The 13,828-nt window shown below is 67.8% G+C and carries 13 protein-coding genes; 8 read left to right on the top strand and 5 right to left on the bottom strand.

What is annotated here, in order from left to right:
- Positions 1-79 precede the first annotated feature (79 nt).
- From ACJH71_RS02800 to ACJH71_RS02790, 3 genes are all read left to right on the top strand, one after another.
- A complete protein-coding gene (locus ACJH71_RS02800; RefSeq protein WP_406756492.1) occupies positions 80-634 on the top strand; it encodes a TetR/AcrR family transcriptional regulator in 555 nt (184 codons plus the stop codon).
- A gap of 188 nt (positions 635-822) precedes the next feature.
- Positions 823-2,448 (top strand): chaperonin GroEL, encoded by a 1,626-nt coding sequence (groL, locus tag ACJH71_RS02795; protein ID WP_406756491.1) that lies wholly within the window; start codon positions 823-825, stop codon positions 2,446-2,448.
- 131 nt (positions 2,449-2,579) lie between these two features.
- Positions 2,580-3,917 carry a bifunctional adenosylcobinamide kinase/adenosylcobinamide-phosphate guanylyltransferase gene (locus tag ACJH71_RS02790; RefSeq protein WP_406756490.1) on the top strand — a complete coding sequence of 446 codons (1,338 nt, stop codon included), beginning with the start codon at positions 2,580-2,582 and terminating at the stop codon, positions 3,915-3,917.
- Here ACJH71_RS02790 and ACJH71_RS02785 read toward each other — a convergent pair.
- Complete coding sequence (locus tag ACJH71_RS02785; protein ID WP_406756489.1) at positions 3,898-4,299, bottom strand: pyridoxamine 5'-phosphate oxidase family protein; 402 nt, start codon at positions 4,297-4,299, stop codon at positions 3,898-3,900. The two genes, ACJH71_RS02790 and ACJH71_RS02785, sit on opposite strands and share 20 nt — an antisense overlap.
- 26 nt (positions 4,300-4,325) lie before the next feature.
- Positions 4,326-4,712 carry a hypothetical protein gene (locus tag ACJH71_RS02780; RefSeq protein WP_406756488.1) on the bottom strand — a complete coding sequence of 129 codons (387 nt, stop codon included), beginning with the start codon at positions 4,710-4,712 and terminating at the stop codon, positions 4,326-4,328.
- Between the two features lie 61 nt (positions 4,713-4,773).
- On the opposite strand from ACJH71_RS02780, the gene ACJH71_RS02775 reads away from it, so the two are divergent.
- On the top strand, positions 4,774-5,790 hold the full coding sequence (locus ACJH71_RS02775) for an aldo/keto reductase family protein (RefSeq protein WP_406756487.1): 1,017 nt from the start codon (positions 4,774-4,776) through the stop codon (positions 5,788-5,790).
- Positions 5,791-5,794: 4 nt separating this feature from the next.
- Here ACJH71_RS02775 and ACJH71_RS02770 read toward each other — a convergent pair whose 3' ends face one another.
- Positions 5,795-6,607: a class I SAM-dependent methyltransferase gene (locus ACJH71_RS02770; RefSeq protein WP_406756486.1), complete on the bottom strand. Its 813-nt coding sequence runs from the start codon at positions 6,605-6,607 to the stop codon at positions 5,795-5,797.
- 36 nt (positions 6,608-6,643) lie between these two features.
- On the bottom strand, positions 6,644-8,377 hold the full coding sequence (locus tag ACJH71_RS02765; RefSeq protein ID WP_406756485.1) for an amidohydrolase family protein: 1,734 nt from the start codon (positions 8,375-8,377) through the stop codon (positions 6,644-6,646).
- A gap of 46 nt (positions 8,378-8,423) precedes the next feature.
- Between ACJH71_RS02765 and ACJH71_RS02760 the strand changes: the two genes are divergently transcribed.
- From ACJH71_RS02760 to ACJH71_RS02745, 4 genes are all read left to right on the top strand, one after another.
- A complete protein-coding gene (locus ACJH71_RS02760) occupies positions 8,424-8,801 on the top strand; it encodes a VOC family protein (protein WP_406756484.1) in 378 nt (125 codons plus the stop codon).
- An 11-nt stretch (positions 8,802-8,812) separates the two neighbouring features.
- Entirely contained in the window at positions 8,813-9,334 is a 522-nt protein-coding gene (locus ACJH71_RS02755) for a mycothiol transferase (RefSeq protein ID WP_406756483.1), read from the top strand.
- A 69-nt stretch (positions 9,335-9,403) separates the two neighbouring features.
- Positions 9,404-10,924 (top strand): aldehyde dehydrogenase family protein, encoded by a 1,521-nt coding sequence (locus ACJH71_RS02750; RefSeq protein WP_406756482.1) that lies wholly within the window; start codon positions 9,404-9,406, stop codon positions 10,922-10,924.
- A complete protein-coding gene (locus ACJH71_RS02745) occupies positions 10,924-11,754 on the top strand; it encodes a hypothetical protein (RefSeq protein ID WP_406756481.1) in 831 nt (276 codons plus the stop codon). Before ACJH71_RS02750 ends, ACJH71_RS02745 begins: the two co-directional genes overlap by 1 nt.
- Positions 11,755-11,787: 33 nt before the next feature.
- On the opposite strand, the gene ACJH71_RS02740 is transcribed toward ACJH71_RS02745, so the two are convergent.
- The gene (locus ACJH71_RS02740; RefSeq protein ID WP_406756480.1) at positions 11,788-13,818 is read right to left on the bottom strand and encodes a prolyl oligopeptidase family protein; all 2,031 of its coding nucleotides are present in this window, start codon (positions 13,816-13,818) and stop codon (positions 11,788-11,790) included.
- Between the last annotated feature and the right edge of the window lie 10 nt (positions 13,819-13,828).

Below are 13,828 nucleotides of genomic sequence, written 5' to 3'. Positions count from 1 at the left end.
GGTAAACGGGGCGGGCGCTCCGGTTGATTCGACTATACGGAACGCGCGCCCCGTTTTGTCAACCGATTGGGGCTGTCACGTGGCTGAGCAGGCACGTCCGTTGCGCGCCGACGCTGCGCGCAACCGTGCGCGTGTGCTGGAAGTCGCCTACGAGACCTTCGCGGCCGAAGGGCTGTCGGTGCCGATCGATGAGATCGCCCGGCGCGCCGGAGTCGGGGCCGGGACCATCTACCGCCACTTTCCGACCAAGGAGGAGTTGTTTCGGGCGGTGGTCCGGGACCACATCCGGCGCCTCATCGAGGGGGGCTACGCCCTGCTGGAGTCCGATGGTCCCGCCGAAGCGCTCTTTGGCTTTCTGCGCTCGATGGTGAGGTGGGGGGCGAAAGACCGCGGTGTGGTCGAGGCGCTTGCCGGGCTCGGCATCGACGTCGGGCAGGAGGCCGAGGAGGCGTTTCTCGCCCTGCTCGGGGAACTGCTGCGATCTGCCCAGAATGCCGGCACCGCGCGCCGTGATATCGGCACGCGTGACGTGAAGTCGCTCCTGGTCGGATGTCAGGCGATGGAGTCGTACAACCCGGAGTCTGCTGAACGGGTGACCGACGTCGTCATCGACGGTCTGCGCGCTCCGAGGTAGGGCCCTCCGACCTTGCACTCTCCATAGGCGAGTGCTAAAAATGACGTTGGCACTCGCGACCAGTGAGTGCTAGGTCGGGACGGTGAGGCACGGGGCCGCACCTGCGGAGCACACCCACAGCCGTCCGTCGCGGGCACTGCACCCGACCGACAAGACGTGCACCCCCTAACCGGAGGAATCACTTCGCAATGGCTAAGCAAATTGCGTATGACGAAGAGGCCCGTCGCGGCCTCGAGCGGGGCCTGAACGCCCTCGCCGACGCGGTCAAGGTGACGCTGGGCCCCAAGGGCCGCAACGTCGTCCTGGAGAAGAAGTGGGGCGCCCCCACGATCACCAACGATGGTGTGTCCATCGCCAAGGAGATCGAGCTGGAGGACCCCTACGAGAAGATCGGCGCCGAGCTGGTCAAAGAGGTCGCCAAGAAGACCGACGACGTCGCGGGTGACGGCACCACCACCGCCACCGTGCTGGCCCAGGCCCTGGTCAAGGAAGGCCTGCGCAACGTGGCCGCCGGAGCCAACCCGCTGGGTCTGAAGCGCGGCATCGAGAAGGCCGTGGAGAAGGTCACCTCGACCCTGCTGGCTTCGGCTAAAGAGGTCGAGACCAAGGAGCAGATCGCGGCGACCGCCGGTATCTCCGCGGGCGACCAGACCATCGGTGACCTGATCGCCGAGGCCATGGACAAGGTCGGCAACGAGGGTGTCATCACCGTCGAGGAGTCGAACACCTTCGGCCTGCAGCTGGAGCTCACCGAGGGCATGCGCTTCGACAAGGGCTACATCTCGGGCTACTTCGTCACCGACGCCGAGCGTCAGGAAGCCGTCCTGGAGGACCCCTACATCCTGCTGGTCAGCTCGAAGATCTCGACCGTCAAGGACCTGCTGCCCTTGCTGGAGAAGGTCATCCAGTCCGGCAAGCCGTTGCTGATCATCGCCGAGGACGTCGAGGGTGAGGCCCTGTCGACCCTGGTCGTGAACAAGATCCGCGGCACCTTCAAGTCCGTTGCCGTCAAGGCCCCGGGCTTCGGTGACCGTCGCAAGGCGATGCTGCAGGACATGGCGATCCTCACCGGTGGCCAGGTCATCAGCGAAGAGGTCGGCCTGTCGCTGGAGAGCGCCGACGTCGCCCTGCTGGGCACCGCCCGCAAGGTCGTCATCACCAAGGATGAGACCACCATCGTCGAGGGCTCGGGCGACTCCGACGCCATCGCCGGTCGGGTGGCCCAGATCCGCGCCGAGATCGAGAACAGCGACTCCGACTACGACCGCGAGAAGCTGCAGGAGCGCCTGGCCAAGCTGGCCGGCGGTGTTGCGGTGATCAAGGCCGGGGCTGCCACCGAGGTGGAGCTCAAGGAGCGCAAGCACCGCATCGAGGACGCAGTGCGCAACGCCAAGGCCGCCGTGGAGGAGGGCATCGTCGCCGGTGGTGGCGTGGCTCTGCTGCAGGCCGCTCCGTCGCTCGACGAGCTCAAGCTCGACGGTGACGAGGCGACCGGTGCCAACATCGTGCGTGTTGCGCTGTCGGCCCCGCTGAAGCAGATCGCCTTCAACGCGGGCCTGGAGCCCGGCGTTGTCGCCGAGAAGGTCACCAACTCCGCCTCGGGCACCGGCCTCAACGCCGCCTCCGGCGAGTACGAGGACCTGCTCAAGGCCGGCGTTGCCGACCCGGTGAAGGTGACCCGCTCGGCGCTGCAGAACGCGGCGTCCATCGCGGCACTGTTCCTGACCACCGAGGCCGTTGTCGCCGACAAGCCGGAGAAGGCGGCCGCACCCGCGGGCGACCCGACCGGTGGCATGGGCGGCATGGACTTCTAAGTCTGGTTGCACGACAAGGCCCGGCCTGCCTGCGGCAGGCCGGGCCTTCGTCGTTTACGTTGACTCTGCGCGGAGGGCGGGAAAGTGCGAGTGGGGCCCGCCCTGGACGCAGAGTCAACGAGGATGGGTGCATGGAGATCCTGCTGCTGGGCACCGGCAGCGCCGACGGCTGGCCGAATCCGTTCTGCCGGTGCGACTCCTGCCGGTCGGCTGCAACGCAGGTTCGCGCCCAGACCGCCGCGCTGGTCGACGATGTGCTGCTGCTGGACTGCGGGCCGGAGGCACCGCGCGCCGCGATGCGCCACGGGCGAACGCTGGCCGATGTCCGGCACATCCTGTTCACCCACGGCCACCCCGATCACGTCGGCCCGGCCGCGCTGCTGATGCGGCACTGGACCGGGACGGTCGAACCGCTCGATGTGGTCGGCCCGGCCAGTGCGCTCGACCAGTGCCGGCAGTGGGTGGGGCCCGACGATCCGGTCCGATTCGTGACGGTGCAGGCCGGTAACCGTATCCGGCTCGGTGACTACGACGTGCGGGTGCTGGCCGCCGCACACGGTGCCGACATCGGCGGTGACGCGGTGCTCTACGACCTGGCATCCGTTGGCGGCCGCATCTTCTGGGCGACCGACACCGGCCCGCTATCCGAGGCGACCCACGCCGAGCTGGCCGGCGCCGGCTACGACGCGGTGTTTTTGGAGGAGACGTTCGGGACCTATACCGAACACGACACCGAGCACCACGACCTGCCGGCATTCGCGACAACGGTGGCGCGGCTGCGTGCCAGTGGCGCCGTCACCGACACCACCGATGTCGTCGCAGTACACCTGAGCCACCACAATCCTTCCGAGTCGGAATTGACTGCCGTACTGTCGGATTCAGGCGCCCGGCCGGGGCGTGACGGTGAGGTGGTGCGAGTGGGTGCAGCCGACGGTCACGCCACCCGCACCCTGGTGTTGGGCGGCGCGCGCTCGGGTAAGTCCGCGCACGCCGAGGCGCTGTTGGCCGCCGAACCGGCAGTGACCTACCTGGCCACCGGCGGAGTACGCGAGGGCGATCCGGAATGGGCCGAGCGGGTGCGGCTGCACCGGGCACGCCGCCCCGGCTCCTGGCGCACCGTCGAGACCGTCGATGTTGCCGAGGAACTGCGTTCGGCCCCCAACGCACTGCTGCTGGACTGCCTCGGCACCTGGCTCACCGCGCGGATGGACCTGCACCACGTGTGGGACGGCGGTGACGGACTGAACGCCGTCTCGGCCGACATCGATGAGCTGGTGGCGGCCTGGCGGGCCTGCCCGGCACCGGTGGTGGCGGTGAGCAACGAGGTGGGCAGCGGGGTAGTCCCGCCCACCGCTTCGGGACGGCTGTTCCGTGATCTGCTGGGAGTGCTCAACGCGCGGATCGCCGCGGCCTCCGACGAGGTCGTGCTGATGGTGGCCGGGCGGCCGCTCAGGCTCCCTGCGGACTGACTTTGAGGTCGACGCAATCGCTGTAACAGGGTGTCTCGCCCGGTGATTCGGGCGTGGCGACCCGGATCAAAACGGCACGGGTCGGGGAGATCGCCACGCTGGCCAACTCACCGGCATCGGACACCTGGGCCGTGCCGTCGACGATGACGGTGTAGCCGCCCGGAACCGGTGGTGGCCACATCACCGTCACATCCGCTGTGCGCGCCAGATTCGCCCGGCTGCGCCGACCGCCCAGCGCACCGATGTGCACGGTGTCGCCCCGCAGCACCGGCATCACCGGCACCGGATGCGGACGACTCTCGGTATCGACGGTGATCAGGTAGGCGTAGTCGTGGCCTGCCAGCTTCTCTGCGAGTCGATCGAAATCCACGCTAGAACTCATGAATTCGAGCCTAAACCTGCAGGCTGTCAATCTGCCTTGAGCTGCACGCAGTCATGGACGGTGCCGACCGCCCGCTGAGTCCCGGGCTCGAACACCGGCCGGTGCAGCAGGGCCTTGGTCGGCGTGACCAGTACCGGGCCGGCCGGATCCTCGGGCAGCTCGGCCAGGCCATCGACGAACAGCGAGTATTCGCCGACGTCGCGGCCGGGCCAGACCAGGGTGACGGCGTTGCGGGTCGACAGGTTCTCCCGGCCGTGCGATCCCACCGGTCCGATGTCCAGCCGGGTGCCGTCGAAGCTCGGGGTGATCGCAGTGGTGCGGACGCGGTAGTCGTCGCCGACGGTGACCAAGAAGGCGTACCGGTAATCGCGCAGCAGCTCGGCCAGGCGTGCGAGGTCGACGGAGCGGGCCATGGTGTCCAGGATAGTAATCCGGCACGAGACACGTCCCAGAGTCGTGCGCCATGATGGGCCTATGGAATTTCGCTACCTGGGCAACTCCGGCCTGCAGATCTCCGAGATCACCTACGGCAACTGGCTCACCCACGGCTCGCAGGTCGAGAACGACGTCGCCACCGCCTGCGTGCACGCCGCGCTCGACGCTGGAATCACGACCTTCGACACCGCCGACGTCTACGCGAACGGGCGGGCCGAGGAGGTGCTGGGCGCCGCATTGGCGGGCCGGCGGCGTGAGTCGCTGGAGATCTTCACCAAGGTGTACTGGCCGATCGGGCCGGCCCCGTTGGGCCGCAACGACACCGGCCTGTCCCGCAAACACATGATGGAGGCCATCGACGGATCGCTGCGCCGGCTGGGCACCGACTACGTCGACCTGTACCAAGCGCACCGCTATGACTCCTTCACCCCGCTCGAGGAGACCATGCAGGCCTTCGCCGACATCGTCCGGGCGGGCAAGGCGCTCTACATCGGCGTCAGCGAGTGGACCCCCGAACAGATCCGCCAAGCCCACGGCCTGGCCCGCCAGCTCGGCGTATCGCTGATCTCCAGCCAGCCGCAGTATTCGATGCTGTGGCGGGTGATCGAGCCGGAGGTGGTCCCGGTCTGCCAAGAGCTGGGTTTGAGTCAGATCGTCTGGTCACCGATGGCCCAGGGCGTGCTGTCCGGTAAGTACCTGCCCGGTCAGCCGCCGCCGGCCGGCTCGCGTGCCACCGACGAGAAGGGCGGCGCGAACTTCATCAAACGGTTCATGACCGACGATGTGCTGACCCGAGTCCAGCAATTGGCGCCGATCGCGGCGGAACTGCAGCTGACCACGGCACAGTTGGCGATCGCCTGGGTGCTGCAGAACGACAACGTCGCCGCCGCTCTGGTCGGGGCGTCTCGCCCGGAGCAGGTCGCCGAGAACGTTAAGGCTGCCGGCGTGCGGATTCCTGATGAGCTGCTGGCACGCATCGATCAGGTTCTGGGCGACGCGGTGACCAGCGACGCCGAACTGGTAGCGCGTTCCACCCCACCGAAGCGCCTGATCTAAGACGTCATGCCCGGCACAGGAGCTGGCTGTGCGGGATCATCAGATAGCCGTCTGGATCGTCGGCCCAGTTTCGCCAGGCCCGCGAAATCGCCTGCAGCTTGGCCTGATCGGCGACACCACTGTCGAGCAGTTGCTGGGCGATGGCCGATTGCAGGATCCGGTCGGCCCACATGCCGCCCCAGTGCTCTCGGTCGGCGGGGGTGGCATAACAGGTCGCGCTCGTCGTAGGGGTGATGTCGGTGAACCCGGCCGCGTGCGCCCAGGCCAGCAGATGCCGGCCCGCGTCGGGCTCGCCGCTGTTGGCCCGCGCCGCGTCACGGTAGAGCCGCAGCCAGTCGTCCAACTCTGCCGACGCCGGATACCAGGTGAACGCCGCATAGTCGCTGTCGCGCACGGCCACCACCCCGCCGGGCTTGCATACTCGGCGCATCTCGGTCAGTGCGGTCACCGGGTCGGCGACGTGCTGTAGCACCTGATGGGCATGCACCACGTCAAAACTGTTGTCACCGAACTGCAATGCGTGCACATCGGCAACCACAAAGTCGATGTTGTGCTGCCCCCGCTCACCTGCGCAGGCGCGGGCCAGATCCAGTGCCTCGGGGACCGGCTCGATGGCGGTCACTCGGCCCGGCGCGACGAGGACGGCCAGATCCACCGTGATGGTTCCCGGCCCGCAGCCGACATCGAGCAACTGCAGGCCCGGCCTCAGCGATCCCAACAGATAGGGCGCGGAGTTCTCCGCGGTGCGGGAGCGGTGGGCGCGTAACACCGATTCATGATGGCCGTGGGTGTATTTGGGCTCTGATGGCTCAGTCACACTCCGAAACGGTACGCCGGTGAACTCGGCGGGCGGTCAGGCCGGCGCGGGTTGACGGCCGCGCACCAGCCTGCCGGGCCGGGCCGCGGTGGGCTTGCCGTTCTCGGCGATGATCTCGCCGGAGACGATCGTCGCGACGTAGCCATCGGCGGTCTGATCCAACCGGCGCCCACCGGCCGGCAGGTCATAGGTGACCACCGGCTTGTGCAGCCGCAGGTTCCGGTGGTCGATGACGTTGAGATCGGCCTTGTAGCCGACCGCGATGCGACCGCGGTCGTGGAGTCCGGCAACCCGGGCCGGTGTGGACGTCAGTTCGCGGATCGCCGCTTCGACGCTGAGTCGTCCCGACGCGCGGTCACGGGCCCAATGGGTCAGCACATAGGTGGGAAAGCTGGAGTCGCAGATCATTCCGTAGTGCGCACCACCGTCTCCCAAGCCCAGCACGACGTCGTCGCGACGCATCAGTGCGCTGACGGTGTCCAGTGAGTTGTTCTCGAAATTGGCCAGCGCATCCAGCAGGATCGCATGCCCGCCGTCGTCGAGCAGCCGGTCGTATGCCTCCTCGACCGGGGAGACCCCACGTGCTCTGGCCCGCGCCGCAATGCTCTTCGACGCGTCGGGCTCATAGTCGGGATCATCGCCGAGCGGGAAGGTCCACTCCCAGGACTGGGCCAGGTAGGCGAGCGGGTTGGTCGGGACGATCGTCGGGCGGTCGGACAGAATCTGTTGCCGCACCTCCGGTTTACGCATCTGGGCGACTCGCTCTGCCAGCGGCAGGCGAGCGATCCTCTGGTAGCTCGGGTACAGCACGAACGGATGAATGCTCAGGTCCAGTCCGACCATCAGTCCGATCGGGCGGGGAAATATCTGCGCGGTGATCGCGGCTCCGGATCCGTTGGCCTTCTCCACCATGTCGATGGCGTCGCGCCAAAGCCGCGCACCGGCATTGCCGATCAGCAAACTGAACGTGACGGGCAGCCCCGCTTCGGTAGCCGCGTCGAAAACCTGTTGCAGCACAGGCTGGTAGGTACCTTCGGGAAGATCCGGGACGAACTGGATCAGCCCGCCCCCGCCGTCGGCCAGACCGCGACTGATCGCGAGGATCTCGGCGTAGGAGGCGTCGTAGCTGGGGATCTGGGTGCCGGTCTTGGTGCGGTGCGTCATCAGCCGTGAGGACGAGAACCCCAGTGCGCCAGCCTCGGCGGCCTCTTGGGCCAGTCGGCGCATCTGTGCCAGATCCTCGGGCGTAGCCGGTTCGCGGTCCACACCGCGCTGGCCCATCACGTAGACGCGCAGCGGTGAATGCGGCAGGAACGCCGCGACATCGATATCGCGCTGACGCTTGTCGACGGCGTCCATGAACTGCGGGAAGGTCTCCCAGGTCCATGGCAGACCGTCCGTCATCACCACACCGGGAATGTCCTCAACGCCGGCCATTAGATCCACCAGCACGTCGTGATCGTCGATCCGGCACGGCGCGAACCCCACCCCGCAGTTGCCCATCAGCGCGGTCGTCACGCCGTGGGCCGAGGAAGGATTGAGCCGATCCGACCAGATCGACTGTCCGTCGTAGTGCGTGTGTAGGTCCACGAAACCCGGTGTGACCAGCAGCCCGGTCGCATCGATGACGCGGTGCGCCCCGCCATCCCTGCCGGATACCTCGCCGATCTCGGTGATGACGCCGCCGCGGACCGCGAGATCGCCGACGTAGGGTTGCCCGCCCAGTCCGTCGACAATCGTGCCGTTGCGGACCACGACGTCGAGGCTCATCTAGTTAATCTACGACCCTGCGGTTCCGCATGCCAGGATGTATTCCGTGATTGACCACGTGGGCATCAACTGCAGCGACTACGCGAAATCGCAGCAATTTTACGACGCGGTGCTCGACGTCCTGGGCTACACGCGGCAGCTGGATGTCGGCGTGGCGCTCGGTTACGGGCGAGACGGCAAGCCGACGTTCTGGATCGCCGACGCCGGCGCGGGTGACGCCTCCGGGCCGAACCGCGAGATCCACGTCGCGTTCAATGCCGCTGACCCCGAGCAGGTGCAGGCGTTCTACGACACCGCGGTGCGACTGGGTGCCGAGTCCCTGCACGCGCCGAGGCTGTGGCCTGAGTACCACCCCGGCTACTTCGGCGCCTTCGTCCGCGATCCGGACGGCAACAACGTCGAGGCGGTCTGCCACCAGGCGTAGCGTCGGGCGGTATGACGGAGAACGACACAACCGCCGCTCTGCGGGCCCTGCTCCGCGACGCGTTCACTCGGTTGATCGAGCACGCCGACGAAATCACTGACGGGCTCACCGACGAGGTGGCCGACTATCGCCCGACGGCGCAGGCCAACAGCATCGCGTGGCTGCTCTGGCACAGCGCCCGGGTGCAGGACATTCAGGTGGCCCAGGTCGCCGGCGTCGAGCAGGCGTGGACCCGCGACGGCTGGGTGGATCGATTCGGTCTGGACCTGCCGCGTGATGACAGTGGCTACGGCCATGGCCCGGAAGATGTCGCCAAGGTTCGGGCCCCGGCAGCACTGCTTGCGGGCTACTACCGCGGAGTGCACGAGTTGACCCTGGGCTATCTCGACGGTGTCACCGCCGACGAGCTGTCCCGGGTCGTCGACACCCATTGGGATCCACCGGTGACGGCCGGGGTCCGGCTGGTCAGCGTCATCGACGACTGCGCCCAGCATCTGGGACAGGCCGCGTACCTGCGGGGCTTGAAAAGCTAGGTTCCCCCGGACTTGACACCTGTCGAGGCCCGGTGCGATCCGGGTCACAGCCCGGACTAGCATGGCGCCATGACCGCCACCAACTCAGTCGCCGCTTTCACCGGCACCGGAACCGTGTTCAGCCCCGCTACCGGGGAAGCTGCCGGCGAGGTGCGGTGGACCGACCCTTCCGACGTCGAAAAAATCGCTGCCGGGCTGCGCACCGCCCAGCGGGAGTGGGAGCACCGCGGCGCCAAGGGCCGGGCCAAGGCCCTGGCCCGTTTCGCCTTGTGGCTCGGCGACAACCGGGACGAGATCGAGAAGCTGCTGATCGCCGAGACCGGCAAGTCCGGCACCGACGCCGCGCAAGAGGTGCCGCTGCTGATCATGATCCTGTCCTACGTGATCAAGGTGATGGACAAGGCGGTGGCCCCCGAGACTCGGCCCGCATCGCTGCCGGTGATGAGCATCAAGAAGATCGCCATCCATTATCGGCCCCGGCCGGTGGTCGGCGTGATCGCGCCGTGGAACTACCCGGTGGCCAACGCGCTGATGGATGCCATCGGTGCTTTGGCGGCCGGCTGTGCGGTGCTGCTCAAGCCGTCCGAGCAGACCCCGCTCACCGCGGAACTACTTCGCGAAGGCTGGCTGGCCTCCGGCGCACCGGACGTGTTCGCGGTGGTGCAGGGTGCCCGCGAGGTCGCCGAAGCGGTGATCGACAACTCCGACTACGTGCAGTTCACCGGCTCCACCGCCACCGGGCGCAAGGTCGCGGAGCGGGCCGCGAGCCGGCTGGTGCCGGTCAGCCTCGAACTCGGGGGCAAAGACCCGATGATCGTGTGCGAGGACGCCGACATCGACCTGGCCGCGCACGCCGCGGTCTGGGGCGCGATGTTCAACGCCGGGCAGACCTGCGTATCGGTCGAGCGGGTGTACGTGCTGGAACCCGTCTACGACAAGTTCGTCGCGGCCGTGGTCCGCGATGTCGAGGCGCTGCAGATGGGCACCGGCGAGGGCAAGCACTTCGGGGCCCTGATCAGCGACCAGCAACTGGCCATCACCGAGCGGCACGTGGAGGAAGCCGTGGCCGCCGGCGCGCGCGCACTGACCGGCGGTGAACGCGCCGGCGGTCCGGGCAGCTTCTACCCGCCCACCGTGCTGGTCGACGTCGACCACTCGATGGCCTGTATGACCGAGGAGACCTTCGGCCCGACCCTGCCGATCATGAAGGTCGCCAGCGTCGACGAGGCGATCCGACTGGCCAACGACAGCGCCTACGGATTGAGCGCCTCGGTGTTCTCCCGTGACGTTGCGCGGGCCAAAGACATTGCGCTGCAGTTGGATTGTGGAGCGGTGAACGTCAACGACGTGATCTCCAACCTGATGTGCACGACGGCGCCGATGGGTGGCTGGAAGACCTCGGGCATTGGTGCGCGCTTCGGTGGTGCGGACGGCATCCGCAAGTTCTGTCGGCAGGAGACCGTCGTCGCGCCGCGCACCAATGTCGGTGCGGGCGGGAACTTCTACCACAATTCGCTGAAGACGCTGGCCCGAAGCAACCGGCTGATCACCAAGCTGGCGCTGGCGCGACCGCGCCGCACCGCGAAATAGTGCGCGTCTTCACCGCGACACTGTTCTGGCTGCTGGCTACCGCAACGCTTGCGGTGGCATTGCCGACGGCGTGGGCGCAGTACAACCTGATCGACGCGGACGGCTACGCGCGGTTGGCGGCCCGTGCCGCGGCTCAGCCGGCCCTGCAGGACGCGGTGGCGGCTGAACTCAGCGCCCAGACGGTCCAGCTGATCCGGGGGAGCGGCTTCGGCATCGACCCGTCGGAGGTGCGGCAGGCCGCCCGCCAGTACACCGCCGGGCCGTCGTTTCCGGCGCAGTTCGTTCGGGTCAACCGGGACGGGCACGCCTGGCTGCTCAACGTCGGCGATCCCGGTCCCTGGGAGATCGACGTGATACCGATGCTGCGTGACGACGCGTTCGCGCAACTGTTGTCCGACTACCCGATTACGCTGCCCGCCTCGTTGACGGTGCCGCTGACCTCGACGTCCACCGAGGTGATGCGTCCCGGTGGGTTGCATCGGCTAGCGGTGTGGGGGCCGTTGCTCACGGTCGTACTGGGCGCAATGGGCGGACTGTGCGCGATCCTGACGCTGGTCGCGGCGCGGCGCCGTGGCAGGGCGTTGGCGAGCCTGGGTGTTTCGGCGCTGCTGGTGGGCGCCGTCGGCTGGTCGGGAGTCGAAGTGGCGCGGCGCCTCCTCGACCAGGTGCTCAGCCAGGCGACCGGCGATATCCGCCGGATCACCGATGCCCTCGCCGACGTGGCCGAGGGGAGCCTGCACCTCTGGCTCAATCTGACCCTGGCGGCCGGTGCGGTCTTGGTGCTGGTCGGGGTGGGAATCGCGCTGGCGGGCGGCCTGCGCAAGTCCTGACTGTCCAACACCACGGCCGGGCGAACGGCGTTGTCAGCCCTGATTGCCCAGCATCCGCCACAGAAACGAAAAGCTCAGCGCGGACTTGAACGCCGCCTGGGCGTTGTCGGCCGCGCCGCCGTGCCCGCCCTCGATGTTCTCGTAGTACCAGACCCGGTGCCCGCTGTCCTGCAGTGCCGCGGTCATCTTGCGGGCATGCCCCGGATGCACCCGGTCGTCTCGGGTGGAGGTGGTGATCAGCACCGGCGGGTACGCAGCATCGGCGGAAATGTTCTGGTACGGCGAGTACTGGCGGATGAATTCCCACTCATCGGGGTCATCGGGGTCGCCGTATTCGGCCACCCAGGACGCACCGGCGAGCAGCAGATGGTAGCGGCGCATGTCCAGCAGCGGCACCTGGCACACCAGGGCGCCGAACAGGTCCGGGTAGGCGGTGAGCATGATGCCCATCAGCAACCCACCGTTGCTGCCGCCCACCGCCCCGAGCTGCTCGACCCTGGTGATGCCGCGGTCCACCAGATCGGTTGCCACTGCGGCGAAATCCTCGGCCACCAGGTGCCGGCCGGCACGCATCGCCTGGGTGTGCCAGCCCGGCCCGTACTCGCCGCCGCCACGAATATTGGCCAGCACGTAGGTGCCGCCGCGTTCCAGCCACAGCCGGCCCAGCACGCCGTCGTAGCCCGGTGTGCGCGCCACCTCGAATCCGCCGTAGCCGCCCAGCAGCGTCGCGCCGGTGGCGCCCGCCGGGCGCACCACGAAGTACGGGATCGCGGTGCCGTCTTTGGAGGTGGCGAAGTACTGGCTGACGTCGAGTCCGTCGGCGTCGAAAAACGCCGGAGCGGATTTGATCTCGGTCAGCGTCCCGTCCACGGCGCCGTGCAGCAGTCGCGACGGACGGTCGAATCCGCTTGAATCCAAGAAGATCTCGTCACCGGTATCGTCGGCGGCCGCGATCACGGTGTTGGTGTTGGCCGGTACCTCGGCAACGGGGCGCCGCTGCCAGTCGCCGGGCGTGACCACTTCCACCCGGCTGGCCACGTCGTGCAGCGTGACCAGGACCAGGCGGTCGCGGGTCCACGCGTAGTGATGCAGTGCGGTGTGGGCGTCGGGTTCGAAGACGACGCTGCACTGCGCTGCGCCGGTGAGGAATTCGTCGTAGTCCGCAGCCAACAGCGAGCCGGCCCGATATGACGCGGTGCCGGTGTCCCAGTCGGTGCGCAGATCGATCAGGATCCATTGCCGGTGTACCGACACCGAGGCGTCGGTAGGCGCGTCGATGCGGATCAGCTCGCCCTCGCGCAATTCGTAGACTTCGTCGTTGAAGAAGTCGATCGCCCGCGACACCATGGTTCGTTCGAATCCCGGGGTGCGGTCGCGGCCCGCAGCGACCACCACATCGGTGGCCGACCCGGTGAACACCGTCTCCGCCTGCGCCAGATCCTGGCCGCGGCGCCACCGCTTCACCATCCGCGGGTAGCCGGACTCGGTCAGCGAGTCGGCACCGAAGTCGGTGCCCACCAGGACGGTGTCGTCGTCCTCCCAGCCGATCCGCGTCTTGGCCTCGGGAAGCTCGAAGCCCTGGCCGTCGGGTCCGACGAATTCCCGTGTTGCCATGTCGAATTCACGCACCACCACGGCGTCCGATCCGCCGCGCGACAGCGATATCAGAGCCCGCGTGTGGTGGGGTTCGATCACGTTGGCCCCGCCCCAGACCCAGTTCTCGTCGTCGGCGCGGGCCAGCTCATCGAGGTCGATGACGACATCCCACTCCGGACTGTCGGTGCGGTAGCTGTCCAAGGTGGTGCGTCGCCACAACCCGCGCGGGTTGGTGGCGTCACGCCAGAAGTTGTAGAGGTACTCGCCACGGCGTCGCACGTAGGGGATACGGGCATCGGTGTCGAGCACCTCGCGCGCAGTGGCACGCATCGCCTCGAAGTCGTCGCCGGCGAACTCCTCAACGGTTCCGTCGTTGTGGGCGCGCACCCAGTCGAGTGGCTGCTCGCCGGTAACGTCCTCCAGCCACAGGTACGGGTCGTCAAAGTCCTTAGCAGGCTGGGTAGACATAGCAGTCATT

This window comes from Mycobacterium sp. SMC-15 (genome assembly GCF_045310925.1).
GTDB lineage: Bacteria > Actinomycetota > Actinomycetes > Mycobacteriales > Mycobacteriaceae > Mycobacterium.
Note: the sequence above shows the minus strand (reverse complement) of the source record. Positions and strands in the feature narration are given on the sequence as shown.